This is a genomic window from Caballeronia sp. dw_19, from assembly GCF_018449515.1.
GTDB lineage: Bacteria > Pseudomonadota > Gammaproteobacteria > Burkholderiales > Burkholderiaceae > Caballeronia.
Genome location: NZ_JAAVUQ010000006.1, coordinates 54,102 through 78,818 on the forward strand (window position 1 = coordinate 54,102; position 24,717 = coordinate 78,818).

A 24,717-nucleotide genomic window follows, 5' to 3' on the forward strand; every position below is an offset into this window, starting at 1 on the left:
TCAAGATGTCGAACCAACAAGAAGTAAGACTTCCCTTTCCAGGCGTTGTCATATCCGCGGTTGGCACTGCGAAGCGGTTGATCCAGCGGCTCGCGCAACCGTGGCTCGTTCAACTGATGCTGCGGCTTGCTTTGGCCGTGCCGTTCTGGAAATCGGGCATTCTCAAATGGCGCGGATTCCTTCAACTGAACGATACGGCTGTCTACCTGTTCACGGAAGAGTTCAAGTTACATCTCCCTGGTGGTCCCTATCCCTTTCCCCACCCAGCGGTTTTTGCATTTCTGTCGGGCTGCGGTGAGGTGACATTCCCCGTATTGCTCGTACTTGGCTTCGGAACCCGGTTCGCCGCAGTCGGCTTGATACTGATGACGTGCATCATCGAACTGACTGTACCCGACGGCTGGCCGATCCACTTGACCTGGGTGGCGATGGCGCTCGGAATTGCAGCCTGGGGCCCGGGCCTGATATCGATTGACTATCTGCTTGGTGACAAGTCGTTCAGGTCGTGACCCGGCGAATACATCTGACCCGGGCAAGCGATGTGGTTATCCGGGGATGTCAGGTTCGAAACGTTGTCAACTTGGAACGGCAAACTGCTGGGGAACAGCCGCCGTCGCAGAACGCGACCCGAGTGTTGCTGGCTGAGCCAACCGCGAGCTTCCAACCCGTCCTTCGTGCAATTACCGACGATGATGTCTGGACTTCTCCTCTGCCGGAGTACCTGGCGGAACGCCAAAAAATTGATGTTTGAGAAAGAAACGGGCACGTGTGGTAAGCCCCCGGTAGCCACCGTCCTGTCAAACGAACACGGGCCCAGATTCGACACGAAGAGGCGAAATGAAAACCGGAGAGCTGATATTTCGGCTAGCTAATGAACTGATTCCCATCGAGTCCAATGCTGTTTCGAAGAGGCTCAACCGGGCGCTGATAGTCGGCCTGACCGCCAGCATGGCGTTGCTGGTCGTGCTCTACGGTATTCGCAGCGACATGCCGGAACTGATACTGACGACGACGTTCTGGATACGACTTGCGTTCCCAATGGCGACCCTTGCAACTGCAATGAAACTCGCTGCACGTCTTGGCCGTCCCGGCGCGCCGCTCAAGCTTGCATGGTTCGCGGTCGCACTGCCCTTCATGACCATGTTGCTCGTGGCCACTCTTATTCTGCTCGCGACACCACCAGGCTATCGTCTGCAACTGATGCTGGGGACAACATGGCGTGTCACCACAGCGAATGTCGTTCTGCTGTCTCTGCCATCACTTGCCGCTGTGATGCAGGCCATGAAGGGCCTCGCCCCTACTCGCCTTATGCTGGCTGGCGCGGGCGCTGGACTGCTCGCTGGTGCGCAGGGCCTGCTTGTGTATTCCCTTTATTGTTCAGAGATGTCTGTGCCGTTCTGGGGTATCTGGTATGTACTGGCGATTGTCATAACCACCGGTATAGGTGCTGCGGTTGCTCCGGTCTATCTGCGGTGGTAACCCAGCCTAGAGACAGGAGACAGGAGACAGGAGACAGGAGACAGGAGACAGGAGACAGGAGACAGGAGACAGGAGACAGGAGGCCGCATCATGCCGTAGAAAATCAGCCTTCCTGACCTACGCATATGGGTTGTACATGCTGATCGAGCATTTGGCCGCAACGAAGACGAGTGTGGATACCTGGCCCACCGCGATCAGGCCGACCACGACCACCCGAGCCAAAACACCCGATAGAGCAACCACAGGGGCACCCTCTTCGCAATGTTCGCGTGCCGATGAGTCGGGCTAACCCCATCTTTGGGAACCTTGAAAGATTAACGGCCCTCTTGATCGCCAGAATTGGCTGGCCAGATGCCATTGCCTGGGTCCTCGCTCGCATCGGGAATCCATGATTCACTCCGGAGACGGTTCGTGTGCTTGCTATGCTGACGCATGGCTCCAGCGCCGAAACTCTCCGCGGTCACTGCGCTGGCGATTCGGGGCGACCGGTGATAGTCGTCGGGGGTATGACTGCAATTGATATGTCGCTGGTCTGTGCCCTGGGCATCTTTGCAACAACAGTGGGTTTGCCTTGATCAAACAATTCCTCACTTTCCTCATTCACCCCAGCGGTCCAATGAACACGATGCCCTCCGCCTGCAGTGGCCCGACTCTTATGCGGCGCTCCTTAGCGAAGTGCAGCCGCCATCGCCTCGTCGATCAGCAGCGCAAAACGCGCGTCAACATCGGGCACCGTGTAGCCAATTGACAGTTCCAGATATGCGTCGCCTAGCACCAACTGAACGAATGTCGCTGCCCGCAATGCAGCAGTCGATTCGTCAAATCGCTTTCGCAAAATTTTTGCGGCGAAGGCTCGCACGACCTTTGCACTCCTGCTCCGCCTCCTGCTGGCGCTGCGCGCGAGTGGCGGCATCGACCGCGGCGGCCGTGCGACGCGCCGGGCCGACATTCACGTTCACGTCGATCGGCCGGCCGAGCTTATCGGTTAATGCAGCCTTCAGCTTCGCCACCTGCGCGCTTTCGAGTTAGTTCTTCCTCTCGTATCCGAGTTTTGAAGATTTCCGGGCACTACAACCGGGTGCGAGAAATTGGTCAGCAAGCGCTCGATAGAGCTTGGTTGCTTTCGGGACATGCACGCCAAACGACGAGGCGACCGATCAAGCGAATCGGCCAATTCGTCTCTCCGTAGGCGACAACTGCAACACGTTTGTCTGGACCGCTCCCACCGACTCCATCCTGGCCAAGATACATCGGCTTTGCATCGGAATCAGCGGGACGGAACTCTTGGCATGCCAAGACGTAGCTCGTGTCGAGCCAGAGCAAACTCTCAATAATGAAAGAGACAATGCTTTCCACGAAAGTCGAGCGCCTCCGCGGTCGAAGGCACCGCCCGTCTGCGCATTTTATTTGCCATACATGTCGAAGTCGAAGTAACGCGCTTCGATCTTCTTGTAGCTGCCGTCGGCGAGCAAACCGGCAAAGGCTGTGTTCAGCGCGTCGCGGAGATCGGAATCACCTTTGCGAATACCTGCAGCATCGCCGTCGCCCATGATCGTCGCGTCGTAGACCGTATCGCCAGCAAAAGCGTAGTCCTTACCACGCGGCGTATCCAGAAAGCCGAGCTTGCCCTGGACCGCGTCCATCAGCACCCCGTCAAGCCGGCCCGTGGTCAGATCGTCGTATGCCTGATCGTAGTTCTGATAGGAAACGATCTGCGCGCCCGATGGCGCCCATTTCTCGCGTCCGTAGGTTTCCTGCACAGTACCTTGCTCGACGCCGATATGCTTGCCCTGCAATGACGACGCCTCCGGCTTCACGCCGGAATCCCTGCGCGCCACCAGTTTCGTCTGATTGCGATACAGCCGGTTCGTGAAATCGATCTGCTCGCGTCGCTTTGCCGTGGCGGCCATCGACGAGAGGATCACGTCGAACTTGCGCGCCTGCAAGCCAGGAATGAGACCATCGAAACTACTTTGTACCCAGACGCATTTCGCCTTGAGCCTGGCGCAAAGTGCATTGCCCAGATCCACGTCGAATCCCACGACACGACCATCCGGCGCCACCGATTCGAATGGCGCATAGGTCGGGTCCACACCAATGCGGATCGTCGTCCAGTCCTTCGCCGATGCAACGCAAGACAACGCAAGCAGCGCGGCGGAAACACTCAATTTGAGGCTTGTTTTCATTGCATTACTCCGGCAGGGAAAGGATAAAGAAACTGCAGTCGCTGTTGATAACTCTGTCTCTGGCCATTCAGTTAATGATCCGATGTCGTCAACTTGGGAACTCGCCTCGATGCAGGACAGCATCAGCGGGAACGGCTGCCGCGATTTCGGCGATCGTCACGGGCTTCACCGGCGGACGGATTCGGAAATAACCGACGTCGCCAGGAGTGCGCCCTTGTGCATCGGCGATCAGTTCTGTGACTGTGTTGCCGCACCAGCGGCCTTGGCACGGCCCCATGCCGCAGCGAGAAAACGCTTTCATCTGGTTCGGGCCGGTGCAGCCCAGTCCAGCGATCTTGCGGATGTCCCCCGCTGTCACTTCCTCACATCGGCAGACGATGACATCGTCGGCGGGGAGGCGCTGCGCGCGCGGCGGCGTGTACAAAACGTCGAGCAGTGGCCGGATTGCAGCGTGCTGCGCACGCCGGGCGCGGATTGGCTTGATGGCGTGCTCGAACGCGGCCATATCGATCCGTTCCTGCACCCGCGCTATATCAAGCGCGGCCATTTCGCCATCGCATTCGGCAAGCTGCGCGCCGCCAATCGCAGCGCCGTCACCGGCAATCCATATAAGCGGTACGCTCGTACGGCCGAAAGCGTCGACTTCGGCATGCCAGCACGCTTGCGCCTCGCTCCATCGATGCCGGCAGCCGACGGATCGACTCACGTTCGTCCCGGGGATCACGCCCTGATGCAGCAGTACCAGGCCAGCCGCGACTTCATGCGTCTTGGCGCCCACGCGAAAGCGCAAGCCTTCGGCGCGCTGCTCTCCGAGCACTTCCACTGCCTGCGCCGAGCGATAGATACTTACGCCGGCGCGGCGGACGTCCCGCATCATGCGCAAACCTTTCGCCAGATAACTCGTTGCACGCAGCGCACGCGGTAATTGCGGCATCGCACGCCAGTACGCGCCTTCCGGCGTTGTATCGACGATTGCGCGAAACGAACGGCCCGCGCGGATCAGTTGAGATGCGTAGAGCCACAGCAACGGCCCGCTTCCGGCAATCACCGTATCCGCGCCGGGAACCAGGGCGGCCGACTTGAGTAGGGTTTGCGCCGCGCCCACGTTCATGACGCCGGGAAGCGTCCAGCCGGGCACAGGCCATGGCCGCTCCTGCGCGCCGGTGGCGAGGAGGATTGCGGTTGCCTGAACTCGCAGCGTGCCAGGAGAATCGCCACGGCGTGTCAGCATCGCTTCGCCATCCTTACCGATCTGCCAGACCAGCGTCTGCGGAAGAAACGACGCGCCGCTCTGCCTGAAACGCTCGATCAGCGGTCTGCCATGCGCGTAGTCGCGCCCGAGCAGGCTGGCATCGGCCAGGGGCGAGTCACTGGCCTGCCGATAGACTTGCCCCCCCGGTGCCATGCCCTCCTCGGCGACGACGACCGACAAGCCGTACCGGCGTGCGGCAATGGCCGCTGCCATCCCGGCCGGGCCGGCGCCCACGATCAGGAGGTCGCAGCGGGCCGCGCCGGTCCCTGTGCTAGCGTCACCGGTCATGCGATCCTCGCTTTGCCGTGCATCGGATGGATTCGCATGCCATTGCGGACTTGCACCATGCAGCCCTGTTGATTGGGCACGCCATCGATTTCCACAAGGCAATCGAAGCACACCCCCATCATGCAAAACGGGCCACGTGGCAAGCCGCTGATGGGGGTCGCACGGCACGCCTGCAGTCCCGCCTCGAGCATCGCGGCCGCAACGTTCAAATGCCCGGAAACGACATGCGCCTCTCCGTTTATATCGACGCAAACCTTCGCCCCTTCTGAAAGCGGCAGCAGTTCAAACATGGATCGGTCCGGGTTGAATGTGAAAACGACGGCTACTGAACGTGTCCAGCGCGGCGGGTCGCGCGCCGCCCGCAATCCACGGCGCGATGCGATCCGCATGGGTCGCGGCGAGCGTCACGCCGCTATGGCAGATCGCGATGAATGCGCCGGGATGCGTCGGTGATTCTTCATAGACCGGCAATCCGTCCGGCGTCATGATGCGCAGCGCGCCCCAACTGCGGACAATGCGCGCGTGGGCGAGCATGGGAAACGCGTTCTGCGCGCGACGGGCAATATCGGCCATGACGGTGGTACTCACTCCGTCGTGCAGACCGACGTCCTCGGCTGAATCGCCGATCATCACCGAGCCTTCGCGTGTCTGACGCACGACGAGCGTCGGATACGCGAGGAATGGCGCGAGCTTCTCGGTCACCATGATCTGGCCGCGCAGCGGCTTGATCGGCGCATCGAAACCGAGCATCTGGCCGAGCTCGGCGTTGCCCAGGCCGGCGGCGAGAACCACCCGCCCCGCTTCTAAAACACCCTCTGCCGAGACAATCTCGAAGTGACCCACCCGCGCCCGAACCTCCGATACCTTGCGCCCCGGCAAATAGGCGCCGCCGCGCAGTTGAAACGCCGCGTGCATGGCGCGCAACGTAGTGAGGGGGTTGGCGTGGCCATCGTTCGGGGAATAGAGCGCCCCCGTCAACTCGGGCGATGCCGCCGGAATCCTGCGACGCAACTCGGGGGTGCTGAAAACCTCGTAGGTGAGCCCGGCATCGCGACCATGCAGCGACGCGAGCAAAGCCTGGGCATCGGCAAATTGGTTTTGCGTCTCGCACAGTTCGAAACCACCCGGACGTTCGAACGCGGGATCGACACCCGTTTCGCGAATCAATTGCGCGGAAAACGCCGACCAGCGTTGTGACGATTCGAGCGACCACTGCGCGTATGGCAGGCAGCGCCCGCCTTTGCCCTGAACCCATACCAGTCCGAAATTGCCGCGTGCCGCGCGATACGACGTGTCCTCGCCGTCGCAGACCGCTACGCGCAGCTTCTCGCGCACCAAGCCATATGCGATAGCCATGCCCACGAGCCCGCCGCCGACGACCACGACGTCGAAGTTGCCGGCGGCGCTCAACGAGTGCATCGCCTAAGATTTCTATTATGAACAACCATGGAAGCCTTTTATGCGCTAAAACAAGCTTATCCGGAGCTTCGGTGATACAAAATGCGTGGTCAAATACCGTTTTTTTCGTCAACCATTCACTAATGTTATGGCCTCTCCCGACCTCAAGATTCGCCAGGTAGAAGCGTTCCGGGCGCTGATGCAGCGGCACACCGTCACCCGCGCCGCACAGATGCTGCATATTTCACAGCCGGCGATGAGCCGTCTTATCGCCGATTTCGAGGAGCGCGTCGGCTTTGCATTGTTCACGCGGCAGCAAGGACGGCTGTTGCCGACTGTCGAGGCGAATGTGCTTTATACGGAGGTCGAGCGGGCTTTTGTCGGACTCGATTCGATCACCCAGGCAGCGCAGCAGATACGCGCGATGCGACGCGGTTCCTTGCGCATAGCAGGTTCTCCCGCGGTGGCGCTGGAATGGCTGCCGCGCTTGTTGACGTCGTTCGCGCGCGAGCATCCGGGTGTGGATATCACGCTCCTGACCCACAGTTCCTCGACGGTTGTCCAGCTCGTGGCGTCGCAACGAATTGACATCGGCTTCATTGCCGAAGCCATGCCTCATCCTGCCGTCCGGCTCGACCGGCTCACGCACGAACCCATGCGCTGCATTCTGCCGGCAGGCCATCGGTTGGCGCGCAAGCGCGTATTGAAACCGGAAGATCTACGCGACGAACCTTTCGTGTCATTTCCGCTTTCCTTCGACGCCCGCCGCACGATCGACCGGGTGTTCGTTGAGCATGGTGTGGCGCGGCAGATGACAGTCGAAGCGCAACTCTCGCAGACCATTGTTGCATTCGTGGCACAGGGCGCCGGAGTCGCTCTTATCGATCCGGTCACGGCGAGCTTTGCAGGTGAGCGCGTAGCAGTTCGCCGGTTCGAACCGGCTATCGCTGATGAGCTTTATCTTGTTAGTGCAGTGGGATCGCCTGCGTCGAGTCTCGTGACTGCGTTCGCGGCGGATATGAAGTTGGCGCTTGAGAAAATCAAGACGACGTAAGGCGAAATTAAACGGAACGGACTGGTTTGATGTGCATATCCGATCATGCCCGCGAGGCGCATGCTCGTATTCCCTCAGCAATACCCAATCTACCCGCGCTGTTCGGGGCCGCCCTGCCGGCTCCCGCCGCTCGTCGCAAAGCTCGTCCTTGACAAAAACAAATGATCAACATATTGTTTCGCCCAAGAGAACGTAATTCTCTACAAAAAAATGAAGTGCGCGAGTAATACCGCTCCGTGTCACACAAAACGGCTCGCAGGAGACGCCTCAAAATGCAAAGTTCCGATTCGCCGGCAGACCACGCGTTGCTAAACCGCGTGTTCTGGCGGGTAATGCCCATCGTCATGCTGATGTACATGGTCGCGGTCATCGACCGGCAGAACGTCGGCTTCGCCAAGCTGCAAATGGTGCATGTGCTCGGCATGAGTGAAATGGCGTATGGCCTCGCCTCGTCGCTATTCTTTATCGGCTATCTCGTCTTCGAGGTGCCGAGCGCGCTTGCGGTCCACCGCTTTGGCGCGAGAGTATGGTTTGCGCGCATCGTGCTCACGTGGGGATTACTCACGATCCTGCTCGGCTTCTGCGTATCGGGCTCGATGTTTACCGCCATGCGCTTTCTCCTGGGGTCCGCCGAGGCCGGACTGTATCCGGGTCTCATCTATTACCTGACGCTGTGGTTTCCGCGGAGCTATCAGGTCCGCGCGCTAGGCGTGCTGACGCTCGGAAGCGCGATCGGCAACATGGCCGGCTCCATCATGGGCGGCCTGTTTCTCGACATCAATGGCTGGCTTGGTTTCGCAGGCTGGCAGTGGGTGTTTATCGCCACCGGCATTCCCGCCCTGATCGTCACCGCGTTGATATGGATTTATCTGCCGGACACACCAGAGCGCGCCGGCTTCTTGACGAGCCCGGAGAAAACCCGCCTCCTCGCCGCGATCGAACGTGAACGCATCCCTGTTACCGGGCATGCAAGTATCTGGTCCGCCCTTGTCGACCCGCGCACGTTGCTGTTTTCCTTCGCCTACGTGCTCATCCTGACCTCCCTGTACGGCGTGATCTATTGGCTGCCGACGGTCATCAAAGGTTTCGGCGCGACGGGTTCGCTCAATGGTTTGCTCAATCCGATTCCCTGGGGCATCGCCACCGTCATGCTGTTGATCCTGCCGCGGCGCTTGCGCGACGAACAGGAGGTACTGCTGACCATGGCAGCAATCGCCGCGCTCGGCGTGGTGTGTTTCCTTGTCAGCATCAGCGCGGATTCCGTCATGGTGCGCTTCATTGCGCTGGCCATCGGCACACCCTGCATCTCGCTTGTCCTGCCCTGTTTCTGGTCGATTCCGCCGCGATATTTCAATGGTGCGCAAGCGGCGGCAAGCGTTGCGGCAATCAGCAGCTTCGGCAACATTGGCGGTTTTCTCGCCCAAAACATCATGCCCTGGGTCGCTAAACAGGCCGGCACTCCCGGCGCCGCGATGTACGTCCCGGCCGCATGCCTCGTTGTGCTGGCGATCGGCGCGATCCGTTTTCGCACTCGGCGGACGGCGCTCCCCGCTAAAGCCTGACGCCGCCCGGTTCACCCGTCCGGCCTGACCATTCGTTTTTCGATCAAGGCGCCGCGAATTTCGCGGCGCGTGGATAGTGACATCGGCTTTACTTCAATGCATCTTTTTTAATTTATTTAGTCATTCTAATAAATATAGAAAAACAGGAGACCCTTGATGAAGAAAATACTTGTTGCTACGCTCGCCTCTGCCTTTGCAAGTGGCGCATTCGCTCAAAGCAGCGTCACGTTGTACGGGATTGTCGATGCGGGCATTCTCATCAACACGAACGCGGGAGGCAAGCCGCTAACGGCGCTTACAGGCGGTAACCAGAGCGCGAATCGCTTTGGTTTTTCGGGCACGGAAGACCTTGGCGGCGGGCTGAAGGCCATCTTCACACTGGAGAACGGGTTTAATCTCGCCAACGGCACAATGTCGAGCGGGCTCGAATTTGCCCGTCAGGCCTTTGTCGGACTGAGCGGGCCATTCGGCACGATCAGTCTGGGACGCCAGTATCTGACGCTGACCGCGTTCCTCACGCCGTTCGAAGCGGGCGCGGACTGGGCGGCGCGCGGATCGGGCTACGGCTATCACCCTGGCGGCCTGGACGATGTGGACGGCTCCGAGCGCGCCAACAACGCAATCAAATTCACCAGCAATTCCTATCGCGGCTTGCGCGTGGGCGCCACCTACAGCTTCGGCGGCGTAGCCGGCGCGGTGACGCAGAACGAGTTGCTCTCCGCAGGTTTGGCGTACAACAATGGCCCGTTCGCTTTTGCCGCGGCCTACCTGTTCGTCAAGGCCCCGAACTTTTCGTTGTTCGGCAATAACGGCACCAGCAATGCACCTACGAGCGCAAGTGCCATCAACATCACCAGTCCCGTGTTCAGAGGCTATGCATCGGCGGCCTCCCAGCAGGAATTTGGCGCGGGTGCGTCGTACACCATCGGCCGGGCAACGGTCGGCGGAATATTTACCAGCACGCAATTCAAGGACATCGGCGGCACGGTCATCAACGGTGCGAAGCCGGCTACGGCCATCGCCGGTTCATCGCCCACCTTCAATACCGCCGAAATCAACCTTAAGTACCAGCTCACCCCGTCCTTTCTGCTTGGCGTGATGTACGCGTACACCCGGGCGAGCTCGTATGCCGGGGAGAGCGGCGCGAGCTACCAGCAGCTCAGTCTCGGCGCTGATTACTTCTTGTCGAAGCGGACCGACCTGTATCTCGTCGGGCTCCACGAAAAGGCCGCAGGCATTGATTCGACCGGCAAACCCGCCGTCGCCGCCATGACGTTCGCGACCCCCTCTACGAGCAACGAGCAAACCGTGCTGACGTTCGGCATGCGCCATACGTTCTAACGGGAAAAAGAAGGTTGCCGAAGCACTAAAGCGCCTTGACACCGCATCGGTCGATGTCTAGTATTGTTTCTACAAACGAAATACGATTCTTTTGAAAAGAACCCAAAAGATCATCGGAAAGCGACGAGACGGGTCGCTTCCGACCGCCCCCACCAGAATGGAGAGACAGCCAGAATGACAACTCAAGACTTGCTGCATAACTGGAATGACCTGCCCCGTGAAGTCGTTCGGAAGGGAGTCGAGCGGGTTGGCTTCCGCGGCGACAACGCCATGTGCGTGATGAACTGGCTGACGCCCGGCATGACGGTTTTTCCGCATAGCCATACTTTCGAACAGCTCGTCATCATCGTGCAGGGCCGGGTGCGGTTTCACCTCGGCGACGAGGTGGTGGAAGGCGGCCCCGGCACCATGATTCGCATCCCGCCGCATGTCATGCACTACGCAGAACCGGTTGGCGACGAGGTCGTGCTCAACCTGGACGTATTTGCACCGCTGCGTGAGGACTACCGGCATCTGGTGGAATATCAAGCCGCGGAATTCGAACCACAACCCGCAAGCACAGGTGTCTGAATGAGCCAGCATTTCGCGGCCCGCCTGCGGGACCGGCAATTGTTAGGCGGCACGTTCATCAAGACGCCGCAGTCGCATCACGCGGAGATCGCCGGTCTCGCGGGGCTTGATTTCGTGGTGTTCGACAGCGAACACGCGCCCTTTTCCGCCGCCCAACTCGATCATTGCCTGCTCGGCGCACGCGCCGCGGGCATTGCATCGCTGGTGCGCCTCCGTCAATCAAGCCCTTCTGACGTGTTGCAGGCACTCGACATGGGCGCTACCGGCGTACTGGTGCCGCACGTCACTTCCGCTCGGCAGGCGCGTGAGATTGTCGCGAGCGCGCGTTACCGGGACGGGTTGCGCGGCTTCAGCAACTCGCCGCGCGCCGGTGCCTACGGCGGCCATTCGATGCTCGAACACATCGAGCGCAGCGATAGTGAAACCGCTGTGCTCTGCCAGATCGAAGACCGCGAAGCCGTCGAGGCAATCGACGAGATCGCGGGTGTAGCGGGCATCGACTGCCTCTTCATCGGCCGCGCGGATCTATCGGTGTCCTATCGATTGTTCGACGTCGATCATCCCGAGGTCGAACGTGCAATTCAGCGCGTGGCGTCGGCTGGGCGCTCGGCATGCGTGCCGGTTGGCATGTTCGTCGGAGATACCGCGGCGATGGCCCGTTATGCCGCCCTCGGCGTCACGCTGTTCGTGATCGGATCAGACCAGAGCCTCTTGCGCAGCGGCTTCAGCAAACTCAGCCAGAGCGTTGCCGAACTGCGTAGTCAAATTCAATAGCGCGTTACGACGCGCTCAACCAGACGGAAAATCTCATGTCCACACTAGACGACACCCGCACCTCGCGCGATCCGGCCTATATCGGCAGCCTGCTGCGCGGCACGATCGACCTGCATTGTCATAGCGGCCCCTCAGTGATGCCGCGTTACCTGGACCACATCGAAGCAATGCGCGAAGCGTCATCGGCGGGCCTGCGCGCGGTGCTGCTCAAGGATCACTACTACTCGGCAACGCCCGTTACGGCGCTGCTGAACAAGCACTTCGCGGATCTCGGCGTGCTGATGCTCTCGGGCGTTCCTCTGAACAACACGGTCGGCGGCATCAATGTTCACGCGGTCGAGCACGGCATCAAGCTGGGCGCGCGGCTTGTGTGGATGCCCACGTTTTCGTCGGCGAACCACATCAACCATCACAAGCAAGATGCGCATTTCGACCAGAAATTCCCGCAGACCACGCAGAAGATGCTTGCTCCCATTCCGCTCTCGGTGCTCGACAGCGACGGCAAGCTCAAGGAGGAAGTCAAGGCGATCCTCGATCTCATCGCGGATGCGGACATTGTTCTCTCAGCCGGGCACCTGAACATAACTGAAATCTGGCCGCTCTTCGAAGAAGCGCGCAAACGCGGCGTCAAGCGGCTGCTCGTGAATCATCCGACCTATGTGGTGGACGCGACACTCGACGACATGCGCCAGCTCGCAAAAGAAGGCGTGTACATGGAGCATTCCATGTGCATGTGGGTGCCGGGCTCGAAGTTCCGCTTCTATGATCCGGAGTTCCTGCGAGACGTCATCGAAGCGGGCACAGTCGATCTCACCATTCTCGGCTCCGACCTCGGTCAGAAGGGCAACCCGACAATCGTCGAGGGCTTTCGCAGCGTGATCGAAACCGCGCTCGACATTGGGTATAGTGAAGCGGACATCCGGAAGATGACCTCCACGAATGCGGCGCGATTGATGAACATTGAATTGCCCGCGTCCCGCTGAGCATCCCCCGCCAACCATCACGAAAACGGCACAGGAGATCGAGTTGCCCAAGAGTCTGCCCCGGCCCAAGAACGCCGTATTGCCTTCAGATCCGGTTATCGAGGCCAGCAATACCACGCCGATCGACAAGAGCGGCCCCGCGCTGCTCGAATCGGTGGCCATCGTGTTCCGGCTGCTCGACGAGCTGTCGGCGGCACGCCGGCCACTCGGCGTCACCGAGCTTGCGGATATCGTCGATGAGCCGAAGCCGCGTGTGTACCGGCATCTGGCGTCGATGCGGCAAATGGGCGCCGTCGAACAGGACCCTTCGACCGAAAAATACCGTCTGGGGGCGAAGCTCGTTATTTACGGCACGGCCGCCAGCGAGCAGTTCGACTTGCGCGCCATCGCCGATCCGTATCTGACGAAGCTGCGCGACACACTCGGTCAAAGCGCGGTGCTGTCGGTCGTCACGCACGATTCGGCACTGGTTGTCGCGGCGGTCGACTCGAACAACGGCGTGTGCATCACGGTCAAGCCGGGCAACCGGGTGCCGGCGCACTGCTCGGCCCAGGGACGGCTCGTGCTGGCATTCCTGCCGCCAGAGGACCAGCAGCGTATCTTGCGCCGCAAGCTGCAAAGGTTCACGGCCCGCTCGATCACGGACCCGGTGGTGCTGGCGAGGCGCCTCGAAGCCGTGCGTGCGCAACTGTACGAAGATGCGAACGGCGAAGTGATCGACGGCATCAACGTGCTGAGCGCGCCGATCTTTCGCGACAACGACGTGATGGTCGGCGCAATTGGCATTATCGGTCCCACGCACGACGTGCCGTCGCCGCCGCCGCCGGCCTTGCTTGAACACGTACAGCAGGCCGCCGCCGAATTGAGTGAGCGGCTTAACTGCGACAAATATCGCCGCGCCGGTCTGCCGTCGACCGAGGGTGGCCAGACAAAAGCATTAGCAGGAAATCACCGATGACCTCCCTGACCACCCGGATCGGGTCGATCGCGCTGAAAAACCCGGTGATCTGCGGATCGGGCGAGCACACCATGACGGCCGCCGGCATCCGCGCCGCACTCGAGGCCGGCGCGGCCGCCGTGGTGGCGAAATCGACCAATGAATCGAACGCCGCCAAAGCTCAGCTCGACAAGACCGATTACGCGCTCTTCGACAGCAACTGGACGCGCTTGCCCTGGAATTTCCAGCCGCCCGCGGACGCCTCGCTCTTCTGCCGCTCGGGTCTCGTGCAGAGCGAATTCGAGCCGTGGCTCGACCAGCTCGCGGCATTGGATAAAGAAGCTGCCGAGCGCAACGCCTACGTGATCCCCAGCCTGATTCTCGCCGACCTGGATCGTTGCTTTGAACAGGCGCAGCGGATCGAAGCGCGTGGGCTGCGTGTCCTCGAGCTGAACATCGGCGCGCCGCATGGCGAAGAGGCCGCAAAGGGCGCCATCGTTCTCGAACGCGACGTCGAACGTATCGAAATAATCGTGGCCCGCGTGCGTGCCGCGATCCGCCTGCCGCTGTGGATCAAACTGACGGGTCAAAGCGAGAACGTCGTTGCACTCGCGGATGCCGCGAGACGGGGCGGCGCGGACGCGGTCGTGATGATGGGGCGCTTCATGGGCTTCCTGCCCGACCTCGATACCGGCGCGCCTGTGCTGGGCACATCGGCGGCTTTCGGCGGCGGCTGGGCATTGCCGCTGACAGCGCGTTGGCTGATGCTCACACGCAAGAAGCTGGGCACGTCGTTTCCCTTGCTCGCCACGAACGGCGCCCGCAATGGCCTCGATGTCGCGCGCTTTCTGCTGTCGGGCGCGGCTGCGACTGAAATGACCTCGGCCGTTTTCACGCGTGGTTATCGCGTGCTCACGGAGGCGATCGAAGAACTGGATGGATACGTAAAACAACGCGGAAAATCGGTGGAAGAACTGCTGGGTTCGGCCGCCGACCGCGTCGAAACCTATCAGGAGCAGAATGACCGGCCGCAGTATTGGCAGGAATTCGCGCCACCCGCTGGATAGCCTGCCCGGGCGCAGGAAGCCTGCTGTCGTTTGCGGCCGTAGCTGATTCAAACGCATCAGGTTGCTTTACCTGGCCTTAAGTCGTTGCAACCCCGCTGCATCTATTGAATACGCCCAAGCCCGCGTCCGATCTGTCGAACGCGGCGGGACACCCCTGCCCGTCATTCATGGCGTGGACAGACCGAACTCACGATACGAGCCGGCTCGACCGGCCACTCGCACCGCAGATCCTGCGTGCGCAAGGAGACATGATGAGATTTCTCACCGCCGCTTCGTTCGACGATCCAGTCGACGATCGAATCTACAATCGCGTCGCCACGCGTTTGCTGCCGTTCCTGATGCTGCTCTATATCGTTTCGTTTCTCGACAAGATCAATGTCGGGTTTGCGAAGGCGGGCATGTCGGCGGAACTGGGGCTCAGCAACACCGCGTTTGGCATAGGCGCCGGCATATTCTTTATTGGCTACTGCATCTGCGAAATCCCGAGCAACCTGGCGTTGCAACGCTTCGGCGCGCGCGTGTGGATCGCCCGCATCATGATCGTGTGGGGCGCCATTTCGGTCGCCATGATGTTCGTCACGACCGAGCGCGAGTTTTTCATTGCGCGTTTCGTGCTCGGCGTCGCTGAAGCGGGCTTCTATCCGGGGGTCGTCTTCTATCTGACCTTCTGGTTTCCGGCTCGGCTGCGTTCGCAGGTTTGCGCATTATTCTTCCTCGGCATATCGCTCTCGGGTGTCGTGGGCGGACCCTTGTCGGGCGGGATTCTGACGATCTTCGAAGGCGTGCACGGACTGCACGGCTGGCGTTGGTTATTTCTCCTCGAAGGCCTGCCCGCCGTACTCCTCGGCGTCGTCACGCTGTTCTGGCTCGACGACGGCCCCGCCAAGGCGAAGTGGCTGCCGGCCGCGGACCGGGAGCGGATTGCCGCCACGCTGGAACAGGAGAATGCGAGCCGCGCCGGCGAATCCCAACACCGTTTCGCCGATGCCTTTCGCAATCGCAACGTGTGGCTGATGACCGCCGTGAACTTTGCGCTGCTGGGTAATACTTATGGCGTGTCGTTCTGGCTGCCGCAGATCGCTCGCGGTCTCGGCGTGCGCAACCCGATGGCCAACGGACTCGTGACCATGCTGCCGTTTGTCGTCGCTTCGATCGCCATGCTCGTCATCAGCCGCAGCTCGGACCGTCACGGTGAACGGCGCTTTCATTTGATTGCGAGTTCTTTCGCATCGGCGGCCGGCCTTGCACTCGCTGCCGTCTCGGCGGGCATGCCGGTGCTTTCACTGACCGGTCTCGCGCTTGCGCTGTCCGGCGCGCTGGGCGGTCTCGCCGTGCTCTGGGCGATCCCCGGCACGTTGCTGAGCGGTACCGCCGCCGGCGCGGCGATCGCGCTGATGGCGACCGTAGGCAACCTCAGCGGCTACGCAAGTCCCGTGCTGATCGGATGGATCAGTCAGCGTACCGGACATGTCGAAGACGGCCTGCTGGCGTTGGCCGCTATCACCTGCGCGTTGTCGGTATGCGCGTGGGGCCTGGCTCGCGTCATGGTCGTCGCCAGCCCCGACAGCCAGCCGGCGTTGCTCTCGTCCCGCCCCTGAACTGAGTCCGCTCTTCGCTCTTTCGGAGTCCGTTGTAAATTCACTCTCGCTGACCATTTGACCGGTCAGCGAGCAACGATCAGCGATGCCCGAGCGTATCGACAATGCCCGGCATCCGCGCCGTGGCTTGCTCGTGAAGCTGCGTATAGAGACTGTTGCCATGCGCATCGATCGCGACTGTCGCCGGTCCGAGCTGCTCGACTTCGAGCGTGAGCAGCCGGAACTGCGAGATGTACTCGGTCCAGTTCATCGCCACGACCCGGCGCAGCGCACGCGACAGCAGATTCGCGCCGCCGCCGAGAAACGACAGATAGACGCAGCCGCTTTCGCGCAACGCCGTCGTGCTGGCTTCGTCGAGGCCGCCCTTGCCACCCACCAGCCGCACGCCGAGCCCGCGGATCAGTGTCGGCATCCACGGGTTATAGCGCGTGCTGGTGCTCGGGTTCAGATAAAGCGGCACCGGTCCGTCCGCCGTCTCGTCAACATAAGTGCTCAGATGAAAGAACGCGCCGCCGCGCAGGTCGATCGGCAACGGCGCGCCTTGCGTCACGGCCTCCGCGAGCCGGCGGTGAGTCGGCAAGCCGATGCTGACGGTGATCTCACCGGACAGCCGCACCATGTCGCCGAGCTTGAGATCGAGCACGCTGTCACGCGTGAGCGGCAAACGTAGATCGTGTAATTTGCTCATCGTCAGCTTTCCATGAATTCGACGCGGCCATCACCGTGAATACGGGCCGCCGTGCGCCGGTTGATCCAGCAGTTGAAACACACCGCGATCGGCACGAAGCCATGGCTCGCGGCATAGTCGATGTGCACGGCCATCGCCGTGGTATCCCCGCCGGTTCCCATCGGTCCGAAACCCATCGCGTTGACGGCGTCGAGCAGGCGCTGCTCCATGCGTGCAAGAATGGGCTCGGGATTGGTCTGGCCGAACGGCCGCAGCATCTGCTCTTTCGCGAGCCGCGCCGCGTAGTCGAAGGTGCCGCCTATGCCGACACCGATCACGAGCGGCAAGCAGGGCTGCGAGCCGGCGCGCAGCATTGTGTCGAGCACGAAGCGCTCGATCTGGTCGAGCGTCGGATACACGAACGCTTCGATCGCTTCCCAGCGACCCGTGCCCATCGCCTTCGGCGCGCAGACGATATCCACGTAGTCGGCGTCGTCGATCACGTCGAAGGCGACGATCGGCATGTCCTTGCCTGCATAGCTGCGTTCGTGCGTCAGCGGGTTCGTGACCATCTTGAGGATCGGCGGCGAGATGTTCGCCGCGAGCTCGGCAAAGCCTTCGCGAATCGCGGCCCGCACCGGCCCGTCGAATTGAACCCGGGTGCCGATCTTGATGCTGTAGGTCGGGATGCCGACGTCGCTGCACACCAGCGTGCCGTCGCGCTTCGCGCCGTCGGCACTTTCCAGCATGATGGTCAGCGTGGCCCTCCCGGTCGGATGGGTCTCGGTGCCCGATGCACGCTGCAGAAACGCGCGCGTATCGTTGGGTATCGCCTTGAGTGAGCGTTCGTAAAGTTGCGCAGTGACGCGCTTGAGAATCGAGCTGTCAATAGACATTGTCGTGCTTCCTTCAGATATAACCGGGCCGGCCACGGCTGGCGCATGTCATGCGAGCGCGCCGGATTTCGCCAGGAGAAAAGCCCGTAAAAACGCGGAGACCGAACGGGCGGCGCAGCGACAATAAGTGAATTCCATCGATAAAAATGAGGCCCCCATGAATCCACTCCTTAATACTGCGAAACACATTGGCATCGTCGGCGCGGGCGCGATCGGCGGCCATTTCGCCGCGCGTCTCGCACTCGCCGGCCATCGCGTGTCGATACTCGCACGCGGCGCGACGCTGGAGGCGCTGGCAACTTCCGGACTGCGTTATACGTGCCCCGGCGAAGCCGAACGCGCCGTGCCGGTCGACGCCCACGCGCACTGCGCGGACATGGGGCCGCAGGACTTGGTGATCATCGCGCTGAAGTCGCATGCGTTGCCCGGCATCGCCGCATCGCTCGCGCCGCTGCTTGGGCCTGAAACCGTCATACTGCCGGTCGGAAACGGCTTGCCGTGGTGGTACTTCCTCACGCCAGGCCAATCCACCCAATCCAGCGCCCCGCTCGAAGGCTTGCGCCTCGCCAGCGTCGACCCGGATGGCGGTATCGAGCGGGCACTGGCATTCGAACAGGTGCTCGGCGGCAGCGTGATGGCGTCGTGCAGTTCGCCGGCGCCCGGCGTGGTACATCACCACAGCGGCGGCAAGATCGTGATCGGTGAGCCGTGCGGCGGCATTAGCACGCGCGCAAGCGACTGGGCGCAAGTGCTGACGGCCGCGGGCCTGCCCGCCCACGCCAGCGACGACATTCGCCGCGATCTGTGGATCAAATTGCTCGGTAACGTGTGCTCGAATCCGCTCAGCCTGATCACGCAGGCAAGCACCGACCGCCTGCTCGACGATCCCGGCACGCACGCGCTGTTCGCAAGCCTGATGGCGGAATGCCTCGCGCTCGGCCGGCGCGCCGGTCTCACGCTCGACATCGACATCGAGCAACGCATTGCCCAGACGCGCCAGCTCGGCGCGGTCAGGTCCTCGATGCTGCAGGACCTCGAGGCCGGACGCCGCGTCGAGCTCGACGCGATTCTCGGCGCGCCGCTGGAATGTGCTGCAAGGCTCGATTTCGAGGCGCCATTGATGCAGACCGTATTTGCGCTGAGCCGCCTGCGCGCGGCGCAAGCCGGCCTGTATGGCGCACGCTCTCTCTGATGCTGATTCGGACACGAGCCCTCAGCCGCGCGTGTAGTCGGCTGAATTGGCGACCCAGCCTTTGTCGATAAAGTCCTTGCGCGGCGGCGAGAACACGTCGATCAGCAGATGACGGCCCGCGCCGACGCCTTCGGTCGTATGGATCAGTTGAACCGGCACCGTGATCATCGAAGCCGGGCCGGCTTCGAGATGCTGGTCGTCGCGCCACTGGTTCGCATCGGCGCCCCATTGCACGCGCAGGTGATGAACGAAATGCCCGTCGATGGCGAGCGAGCCCTGTTCGAACTCGCCGTGGCTGTGCGGGCTCAATTTCGAGCGGTCGCGCGCGTCCTGATACTCGACCCAGTTGATGCTGAGCGTGTCCGTTTGCAGCATTTTCAGACGCGGCTTGTCAGCCGGCGGCTGAATGCCGTCGATCGCGATCACCTGTAGTTCACCGTTGCCGCGCGTGCGCCGGTAACCGGCGTCGCTGCCGATAATCCGGGCGTCGGGCGACGCATAGTCGTGGTCGTTGCGCGCGGTGCCGGGCGCGAGATCCTCACGCGACGACGCGATCAGCACCGCGCGGGCGCCGTGGTGCGGCTGCACGGCGATCTCGCCGGCCGGCAGCACGCACACGCTGCGGCCCGCCACGGTTTGCGCGGCGTTCTGTCCGCTGCGTCCGATGCGCACTTCAGCGCCGTCTCCGGGAAGCAGCAGCAGCATTTCATGCGCGCTGTGCGCTTCGAACACCTTGCCGTCGCCTTCCAGCCATTGCACGAAGAAGTTCTGGCCGCGCGCCACGGCGCCGGGTGCGAGATCGTAGACAGCGGTTTCCCGCACGCCGGTTTCGGTTGTAGTCGTCATGTTGGTTCCTTCGATATTATGTGGAGTTAGTCGCGCCGCGGGCTCGGCCGGCCCAGGATGTCCATGCGGCCGACGGTCGAATAGCGGTTGCCGTCCATGCGTGTCAGTGGCTCGGCGCGAGCGGTGTCGAAATTCCCGTTCGCATCGACGAAACGCTCGTCCAGATGCACGCCGACGATGCGCCCGAACACCACGTTGCTGAACGTTTCGCCGGGCCCTGTCGGCTCGATATCGACGATCCTCAGCAACCGGCACTCCATGCTCGCCGGCGACGCTGCGACCCGCGGCGGTTTGACCATCACGCTCGGCGCTTTTTCGAGGCCGGCCAGTTCGAACTCGTCGGTGCCGTACGGCGCGTTCATCGAACTGAGATTCATGGGCTCGCGCAAATCCCAGGTGGCGAGGTTCGTGACGAATTCACCGGTTTCGCGCACGTTGGCGATGGTGTCCTTCTCGTGCCGGTCAGCCGGCGCGTTGCACGAAAAGATCACCACCGGCGGTGACGTCGAGACGAGATTGAAATGCGAGAACGGCGCGAGATTCACCTGGCCTTTGCCGTTGATCGTGCTGATCCAGCCAATCGGGCGCGGTGCGACGATCGCGTTGAACAGCGTGCGCTTGAAGCCGGGCGTAGCCGCCGGGTCTAGAAACATTGTTATCTCCTTGTGGGGACCTGGCGCCCTCAGGCGCGCACGCCGCCTTTCACGAACACCTTCTTGCCCGTTTCGTACAGCACGGCGTGGCGCTCCGCATCGGTCAGCAGAACAGTCGCGTCAAGGATGCGTTGCACCATGTCCTGGTACGTGCCCGACGACGTGCCGATATCGGAACCCCACATGATCCGGTCAGCGCCGAACATATCGACTGCACGGCGCAGCACCTGATCCGCTGGCGTATCGGTCTCGCGATAGATGTCGAGGTTGATCGACGTGAACTTGAAGAAGATGTTCGGCTCGGCCGCAAGCGGCACGAAGCGCTCGTCGAAACCATAGTTGTCGTCTTCGACCTCCGGTTCGAGCATGTGATCGAGCACCACCCGCAGGTTCGGGAAGCGTCGCGCCAATTCGATAATGGCCGGCACCGACGGTCCGCCGCCCCCAATCGCCAGCACTTCCAGATCCATCACGATGCCGTATTCGTCGGCCACGGCCCACGTCTGCAGCGCGCGTGGCGAATTCAGCCACGGCATCGTGCCGTCGGCTTCGCGGCCGCCGAACAGGCGCACGCCCGCGAGGCCGTGTTTCTCGATGTACGAGCGCACCAGCGACGGCGTGCCTTCGTCTTCCGCATCGAGAATGACGACGGCGGAAAAGATCTCCGGATGCTCATCCGACGAATCGAGGATGTAGCTGTTGTCGAAGCGATAGACCATGCGCTTTTGCACCGCCACCGCGCCCTCGACACGCTCATCCGCCATCCAGGGCAGCATGCGCGCCACGTCCGGCACTTCGTTGACCGGATGCTCGCCGTGTTTGCCGCCGGGCAGCCCGATCACGCCGGGCAGGCGCGGCGGCGCATTCGGCGAGCGCTTCATCGGATTGCGCGGATAGCGCACCTGGTCGTCGGCCACGAGATGCGCGTGCGAGTCGAACAGTTTGACGGTCTGGCCAGCAGCGGCATTCGTGTTGTCTTGCGGGGAAGGCATGATGTCTCCAATGAAGTACGGGGGGGCAAAAGCGGATCAGGCACCAAGGCCGGCGGTCGCGCTGGATCACCGGCCTTGCGCGCGTCGCGTCTAGAACATATGGCGGATGCCCACGGTGACGCCAGTTTGCGCGTCACTCGTCGACGGCGTCGCGAACGTCAGCGCGGCGACCGCGCGATGGCCGGTCGAGTCGAAACCGCCGGCGGTCTCACGCAGCACGACGAAATACAGATCGGTCCGCTTCGACAGCGCGTAGTCCGCGCCGAGATTCCATTGCTGATAGCTCGCGCCGCTCTCGCCGTTGTACGAACTCGCGCGCGTGTACGCGTAAGCAACGCCGAGCAGCAACGACGGTGTCAGACGATATTTCAAATTCGCTTCGGCCGTATTGAACGTCGCGGTCTGGCCGACTTCGCCTGCCGGCGGCTTCGCGCCCGCGACAGCAACGCTGCCGATATTAAAGAATTTCGTGTTCGTGTAGATGCCGCCGACCGTGAACGATCCGAACGCATACGACGCACCGGCGCCCGCCACCTGTTGCGAAGCGGCGGTCGCATAGCCGCTGAAGATCGGGCTTGCAAAGTTGTTGCCGGTCGCGCTGCTGGTAGCGTTGTTGCCGAACAGCGAGTAGTTGGGATTCTTCAGGTACAGGTAGGCCGCAGCGAACTTGAACGGTCCGCCGTCGTAATCCACGCCGGCGGAAATCATCTCGTTCTGCGTGGCGTTGCCCGCTACGCCGCCGAGGCTGTACGTCGCGCCGACCTGCACTCCGTGATAACGCGGACTGACATACTTGACCGCATTGTTCGCACGCTCTGTACCGTCGACGTCGTCGAGGCCGGCCGGGTGATAGCCCCAGCCCGCGCCACGCGCTGCCCAGTCGGTGCCGGACGCGAACGGGCCCAGATAGCTCGACAGTGTCAGGTACTGGCGGCCGAGCGTCACCGTGCCGTAAGGCGTGCCAAGTCCGACGAAAGCCTGGCGGCCGAACATCAGTCCGCCTTGCAGTGCGCCGGTGGTCGTGGTGAAACCGTTTTCCAGCGTGAAGACCGCTTTATAGCCGCCGCCCAGATCTTCAACACCGCTCAGGCCGAAGCGCGACGCGCTCTCGTTGCCGCCGGCAATAGCGAATTGTGATTTGCCGCCCGCATTGGTGTTGTAGCGAAATCCGGCATCGACGATGCCGTATAGCGTCACGCTGCTTTGCGCATGTGCGGTGACAGCGGTGCCGCAGGCGGCAATCAGAAGTAGCGATTTTTTCATGTGGGGTCTCCTCACAATATGTTGGCCCGTTCGCGCTTGCATGACGGATCTTCCGAAAGCCGGCCGCCATTACGTTGGCAGCGCAACCTTCGATGCCTCATATGGTTTCATGCGAACCCGGCTGCGCCAAGCGCGCTTCCGCAACTTTCCGCACCGCGAAAAGCACGCGTCGCCGTGTGGCCCTCAATTCCATCCTCCCGAGATCGATTCCGCCACGCGAAATCTTCATGATTCGCACTTGGACGACCGCTGGCCGCGACGTAGTATTGCTCGCCATTGACCTCGCGCCGTTCCGACCGGGGTCACCCTATAAAACCGGTGCCGCGCCGCGTGTCTTGCGCGCCGTTCAGCCGGTCCGCTACGTTGGAGGAGACATGCAGATTTCAGTTGCCCAGGCGGCCCACCCTGAAGTGGCGCAGGATGAAAGCCTGATCCGGCGCGTCTGGTGGCGCATCATGCCGCTGATCCTGGTGATCTACCTTGTGTCGGTCATCGACAAGATGAACGTCAGCTTCGCCAAGCTGCAAATGGTGCATCAGATCGGCCTGACTGAAACGGCTTATGGCCTGGCGTCGTCGCTGTTTTTCATCGGCTACCTGATCTTCGAGCTGCCGAGCGCGCTCGGCGTCCACCGCTTCGGGGCGCCGAAATGGATCTTCCGCATCGTATTTAGCTGGGGTATCGCGACCTTGCTGATCGCGTACACCTCGTCGGGTTCGATGTTCGCGGCGCTGCGCTTCCTGGTCGGCGCGGCTGAGGCCGGGCTCTATCCGGGTATCGTCTATTACCTGACCGTGTGGTTTCCGCGCCGCTATCAGGTGCGCGCGCTCGCACTGCTGACCCTGGGCAGCGCGCTCGGCAACATGCTGGGCTCGGGGTTCGGCGGCTTGCTGCTGTCGCTCGACGGCGTCTGGCATCACGCGGGCTGGCAGTGGGTGTTCATCGTCACCGGCGTGCTGGCGCTGGTGCTCGCACCGATCGTGCTGTTCTATCTGCCGCGCAGCGTGGAAACCGCGTCGTTCCTGACTCCGCAGGAGCGCAGCCGCCTTGCGCGGATGGTCGCCGACGAAGCGCCGGCCGCACATCACGAAGGCAGCCTGTGGACCGTGCTGTGGGACCGCAGGGTGCTGGCGTTCTCGCTCGGCTATACGTTGCTGCTCACGTCGCTCTACGGGCTGATCTACTGGCTGCCGACGGTGATCAAGGGGTTCGGCGTCTCGAGTTCGATGAACGGCCTGCTCACGTTGATTCCGTGGGCGCTGACCGCCGCGTTGCTGCTGATCGTGCCGCGACTGCTGACGAAAGAGCGTCACGTGCGGGTGGCCGCCGCGGCCATCGGCATGATCGGCTGCGTGGCGTTCGTGGTCAGCCTGCTGGTGAGCGATCCAACCTTGCGCTATCTCGCGCTCGTGGTTGGCACGCCTTGCACGTCGTTGCTGCTGCCGTGCTTCTGGTCGCTGCCATCGAAGTATTTCAGCGGCAAGCGCTCCGCCGCGAGCCTCGCCATCATCAGCAGCATCGGCAACTTCGGCGGCTTTCTCGCCCAGAACGCGATGCCGTGGATCGGCAAGACGCTCGGCCACCCCGGTTACGCGATGCTGCTGCCGGCGCTGTGCCTGCTGCTGCTCGGCTGCACCGCACTCGCGATGCAGTTCAACAGCGCTCGCGAGCCGCTCAATCCTGCCGCGTTCTGATACGGCGCTTCCCTTCTGCTTTCGT

General features: G+C 62.0%; 25 protein-coding genes and 1 pseudogene. 13 read left to right on the plus strand and 13 right to left on the minus strand.

Annotation, left to right across the window (positions count from 1 at the left end):
- The first annotated feature begins 5 nt into the window (after positions 1-5).
- Together HB376_RS10465 and HB376_RS10470 are read left to right on the plus strand one after the other, a co-directional pair.
- On the plus strand, positions 6-509 hold the full coding sequence (locus HB376_RS10465) for a DoxX family protein (protein ID WP_213763591.1): 504 nt from the start codon (positions 6-8) through the stop codon (positions 507-509).
- A 328-nt stretch (positions 510-837) separates the two neighbouring features.
- Entirely contained in the window at positions 838-1,479 is a 642-nt protein-coding gene (locus tag HB376_RS10470; RefSeq protein WP_213763592.1) for a DUF1109 domain-containing protein, read from the plus strand.
- 667 nt (positions 1,480-2,146) lie between these two features.
- On the opposite strand, the gene HB376_RS10475 is transcribed toward HB376_RS10470, so the two are convergent.
- The 7 genes and pseudogenes from HB376_RS10475 to HB376_RS10500 form a co-directional block, all read right to left on the minus strand.
- Positions 2,147-2,314: a hypothetical protein gene (locus tag HB376_RS10475; protein ID WP_255631268.1), complete on the minus strand. Its 168-nt coding sequence runs from the start codon at positions 2,312-2,314 to the stop codon at positions 2,147-2,149.
- Positions 2,298-2,489, minus strand: a complete 192-nt coding sequence (locus HB376_RS10480) for a hypothetical protein (RefSeq protein WP_276572810.1) — start codon at positions 2,487-2,489, stop codon at positions 2,298-2,300. The genes HB376_RS10475 and HB376_RS10480 overlap by 17 nt, the downstream gene beginning before the upstream one ends.
- A 393-nt stretch (positions 2,490-2,882) precedes the next feature.
- On the minus strand, positions 2,883-3,665 hold the full coding sequence (locus tag HB376_RS10485) for an ABC transporter substrate-binding protein (protein ID WP_213763593.1): 783 nt from the start codon (positions 3,663-3,665) through the stop codon (positions 2,883-2,885).
- Between the two features lie 88 nt (positions 3,666-3,753).
- Positions 3,754-5,118 (minus strand): NAD(P)/FAD-dependent oxidoreductase, encoded by a 1,365-nt coding sequence (locus HB376_RS10490; RefSeq protein WP_346730477.1) that lies wholly within the window; start codon positions 5,116-5,118, stop codon positions 3,754-3,756.
- A pseudogene (locus tag HB376_RS40905) lies at positions 5,090-5,167 on the minus strand (hypothetical protein); the annotation flags it as partial. The pseudogene HB376_RS40905 and the gene HB376_RS10490, both read right to left, overlap by 29 nt.
- 34 nt (positions 5,168-5,201) lie before the next feature.
- On the minus strand, positions 5,202-5,495 hold the full coding sequence (locus tag HB376_RS10495; RefSeq protein WP_213763595.1) for a (2Fe-2S)-binding protein: 294 nt from the start codon (positions 5,493-5,495) through the stop codon (positions 5,202-5,204).
- On the minus strand, positions 5,488-6,624 hold the full coding sequence (locus HB376_RS10500) for an FAD-dependent oxidoreductase (RefSeq protein ID WP_213763596.1): 1,137 nt from the start codon (positions 6,622-6,624) through the stop codon (positions 5,488-5,490). Before HB376_RS10500 ends, HB376_RS10495 begins: the two co-directional genes overlap by 8 nt.
- A 127-nt stretch (positions 6,625-6,751) precedes the next feature.
- Here HB376_RS10500 and HB376_RS10505 point away from each other — a divergent pair, with 127 nt between their 5' ends.
- The 9 genes from HB376_RS10505 to HB376_RS10545 all read left to right on the plus strand — a co-directional run bounded on the left by HB376_RS10505 (position 6,752) and on the right by HB376_RS10545 (position 16,489).
- A complete protein-coding gene (locus HB376_RS10505) occupies positions 6,752-7,657 on the plus strand; it encodes a LysR substrate-binding domain-containing protein (protein ID WP_213763597.1) in 906 nt (301 codons plus the stop codon).
- A 272-nt stretch (positions 7,658-7,929) separates the two neighbouring features.
- Positions 7,930-9,219: an MFS transporter gene (locus tag HB376_RS10510; RefSeq protein WP_213763598.1), complete on the plus strand. Its 1,290-nt coding sequence runs from the start codon at positions 7,930-7,932 to the stop codon at positions 9,217-9,219.
- A gap of 156 nt (positions 9,220-9,375) precedes the next feature.
- Entirely contained in the window at positions 9,376-10,560 is a 1,185-nt protein-coding gene (locus tag HB376_RS10515) for a porin (protein WP_213763599.1), read from the plus strand.
- A 174-nt stretch (positions 10,561-10,734) separates the two neighbouring features.
- The gene (locus HB376_RS10520; protein ID WP_213763600.1) at positions 10,735-11,130 is read left to right on the plus strand and encodes a cupin domain-containing protein; all 396 of its coding nucleotides are present in this window, start codon (positions 10,735-10,737) and stop codon (positions 11,128-11,130) included.
- Positions 11,131-11,904, plus strand: a complete 774-nt coding sequence (locus HB376_RS10525) for an aldolase/citrate lyase family protein (protein ID WP_213763601.1) — start codon at positions 11,131-11,133, stop codon at positions 11,902-11,904.
- Between the two features lie 35 nt (positions 11,905-11,939).
- On the plus strand, positions 11,940-12,887 hold the full coding sequence (locus HB376_RS10530; RefSeq protein ID WP_213763602.1) for a DUF6282 family protein: 948 nt from the start codon (positions 11,940-11,942) through the stop codon (positions 12,885-12,887).
- A gap of 43 nt (positions 12,888-12,930) precedes the next feature.
- Positions 12,931-13,845, plus strand: coding sequence for an IclR family transcriptional regulator (locus tag HB376_RS10535; RefSeq protein ID WP_213763603.1), 915 nt, complete (start codon positions 12,931-12,933; stop codon positions 13,843-13,845).
- On the plus strand, positions 13,842-14,891 hold the full coding sequence (locus HB376_RS10540) for a hypothetical protein (protein WP_213763604.1): 1,050 nt from the start codon (positions 13,842-13,844) through the stop codon (positions 14,889-14,891). Before HB376_RS10535 ends, HB376_RS10540 begins: the two co-directional genes overlap by 4 nt.
- Before the next feature lie 248 nt (positions 14,892-15,139).
- The gene (locus HB376_RS10545) at positions 15,140-16,489 is read left to right on the plus strand and encodes an MFS transporter (RefSeq protein ID WP_255631269.1); all 1,350 of its coding nucleotides are present in this window, start codon (positions 15,140-15,142) and stop codon (positions 16,487-16,489) included.
- A 79-nt stretch (positions 16,490-16,568) separates the two neighbouring features.
- Here HB376_RS10545 and HB376_RS10550 read toward each other — a convergent pair whose 3' ends face one another.
- Positions 16,569-17,177: a fumarate hydratase C-terminal domain-containing protein gene (locus tag HB376_RS10550; protein WP_213763605.1), complete on the minus strand. Its 609-nt coding sequence runs from the start codon at positions 17,175-17,177 to the stop codon at positions 16,569-16,571.
- A 2-nt stretch (positions 17,178-17,179) separates the two neighbouring features.
- Positions 17,180-18,052 carry a fumarate hydratase gene (locus HB376_RS10555; protein WP_213763606.1) on the minus strand — a complete coding sequence of 291 codons (873 nt, stop codon included), beginning with the start codon at positions 18,050-18,052 and terminating at the stop codon, positions 17,180-17,182.
- A gap of 157 nt (positions 18,053-18,209) precedes the next feature.
- Here HB376_RS10555 and HB376_RS10560 point away from each other — a divergent pair, with 157 nt between their 5' ends.
- Positions 18,210-19,244, plus strand: coding sequence for a 2-dehydropantoate 2-reductase (locus tag HB376_RS10560; protein WP_213763607.1), 1,035 nt, complete (start codon positions 18,210-18,212; stop codon positions 19,242-19,244).
- Positions 19,245-19,265: 21 nt separating this feature from the next.
- On the opposite strand, the gene HB376_RS10565 is transcribed toward HB376_RS10560, so the two are convergent.
- The 4 genes from HB376_RS10565 to HB376_RS10580 form a co-directional block, all read right to left on the minus strand.
- Positions 19,266-20,090, minus strand: coding sequence for a hypothetical protein (locus tag HB376_RS10565; RefSeq protein WP_213763608.1), 825 nt, complete (start codon positions 20,088-20,090; stop codon positions 19,266-19,268).
- Between the two features lie 26 nt (positions 20,091-20,116).
- Positions 20,117-20,743: a flavin reductase family protein gene (locus HB376_RS10570; RefSeq protein WP_213763609.1), complete on the minus strand. Its 627-nt coding sequence runs from the start codon at positions 20,741-20,743 to the stop codon at positions 20,117-20,119.
- A gap of 29 nt (positions 20,744-20,772) precedes the next feature.
- Positions 20,773-21,735 (minus strand): amidohydrolase family protein, encoded by a 963-nt coding sequence (locus HB376_RS10575; protein WP_213763610.1) that lies wholly within the window; start codon positions 21,733-21,735, stop codon positions 20,773-20,775.
- A gap of 90 nt (positions 21,736-21,825) precedes the next feature.
- Positions 21,826-22,998, minus strand: a complete 1,173-nt coding sequence (locus HB376_RS10580) for a porin (RefSeq protein WP_213763611.1) — start codon at positions 22,996-22,998, stop codon at positions 21,826-21,828.
- Between the two features lie 227 nt (positions 22,999-23,225).
- Here HB376_RS10580 and HB376_RS10585 point away from each other — a divergent pair, with 227 nt between their 5' ends.
- Positions 23,226-24,692 (plus strand): MFS transporter, encoded by a 1,467-nt coding sequence (locus HB376_RS10585; RefSeq protein WP_255631270.1) that lies wholly within the window; start codon positions 23,226-23,228, stop codon positions 24,690-24,692.
- Positions 24,693-24,717: the final 25 nt, after the last annotated feature.

Bases quoted from the DNA above. Each gene is read 5' to 3' on its own strand.
- HB376_RS10465 (WP_213763591.1), top strand. From the start codon at position 6: ATGTCGAACCAACAAGAAGTAAGACTTCCCTTTCCAGGCGTTGTCATA.
- HB376_RS10470 (WP_213763592.1), top strand. From the start codon at position 838: ATGAAAACCGGAGAGCTGATATTTCGGCTAGCTAATGAACTGATTCCC.
- HB376_RS10485 (WP_213763593.1), bottom strand. From the start codon at position 3,665: ATGAAAACAAGCCTCAAATTGAGTGTTTCCGCCGCGCTGCTTGCGTTG.
- HB376_RS10495 (WP_213763595.1), bottom strand. From the start codon at position 5,495: ATGTTTGAACTGCTGCCGCTTTCAGAAGGGGCGAAGGTTTGCGTCGAT.
- HB376_RS10500 (WP_213763596.1), bottom strand. From the start codon at position 6,624: ATGCACTCGTTGAGCGCCGCCGGCAACTTCGACGTCGTGGTCGTCGGC.
- HB376_RS10505 (WP_213763597.1), top strand. From the start codon at position 6,752: ATGGCCTCTCCCGACCTCAAGATTCGCCAGGTAGAAGCGTTCCGGGCG.
- HB376_RS10510 (WP_213763598.1), top strand. From the start codon at position 7,930: ATGCAAAGTTCCGATTCGCCGGCAGACCACGCGTTGCTAAACCGCGTG.
- HB376_RS10515 (WP_213763599.1), top strand. From the start codon at position 9,376: ATGAAGAAAATACTTGTTGCTACGCTCGCCTCTGCCTTTGCAAGTGGC.
- HB376_RS10520 (WP_213763600.1), top strand. From the start codon at position 10,735: ATGACAACTCAAGACTTGCTGCATAACTGGAATGACCTGCCCCGTGAA.
- HB376_RS10525 (WP_213763601.1), top strand. From the start codon at position 11,131: ATGAGCCAGCATTTCGCGGCCCGCCTGCGGGACCGGCAATTGTTAGGC.
- HB376_RS10530 (WP_213763602.1), top strand. From the start codon at position 11,940: ATGTCCACACTAGACGACACCCGCACCTCGCGCGATCCGGCCTATATC.
- HB376_RS10540 (WP_213763604.1), top strand. From the start codon at position 13,842: ATGACCTCCCTGACCACCCGGATCGGGTCGATCGCGCTGAAAAACCCG.
- HB376_RS10545 (WP_255631269.1), top strand. From the start codon at position 15,140: ATGATGAGATTTCTCACCGCCGCTTCGTTCGACGATCCAGTCGACGAT.
- HB376_RS10550 (WP_213763605.1), bottom strand. From the start codon at position 17,177: ATGAGCAAATTACACGATCTACGTTTGCCGCTCACGCGTGACAGCGTG.
- HB376_RS10555 (WP_213763606.1), bottom strand. From the start codon at position 18,052: ATGTCTATTGACAGCTCGATTCTCAAGCGCGTCACTGCGCAACTTTAC.
- HB376_RS10560 (WP_213763607.1), top strand. From the start codon at position 18,210: ATGAATCCACTCCTTAATACTGCGAAACACATTGGCATCGTCGGCGCG.
- HB376_RS10565 (WP_213763608.1), bottom strand. From the start codon at position 20,090: ATGACGACTACAACCGAAACCGGCGTGCGGGAAACCGCTGTCTACGAT.
- HB376_RS10570 (WP_213763609.1), bottom strand. From the start codon at position 20,743: ATGTTTCTAGACCCGGCGGCTACGCCCGGCTTCAAGCGCACGCTGTTC.
- HB376_RS10575 (WP_213763610.1), bottom strand. From the start codon at position 21,735: ATGCCTTCCCCGCAAGACAACACGAATGCCGCTGCTGGCCAGACCGTC.
- HB376_RS10580 (WP_213763611.1), bottom strand. From the start codon at position 22,998: ATGAAAAAATCGCTACTTCTGATTGCCGCCTGCGGCACCGCTGTCACC.
- HB376_RS10585 (WP_255631270.1), top strand. From the start codon at position 23,226: ATGATTCGCACTTGGACGACCGCTGGCCGCGACGTAGTATTGCTCGCC.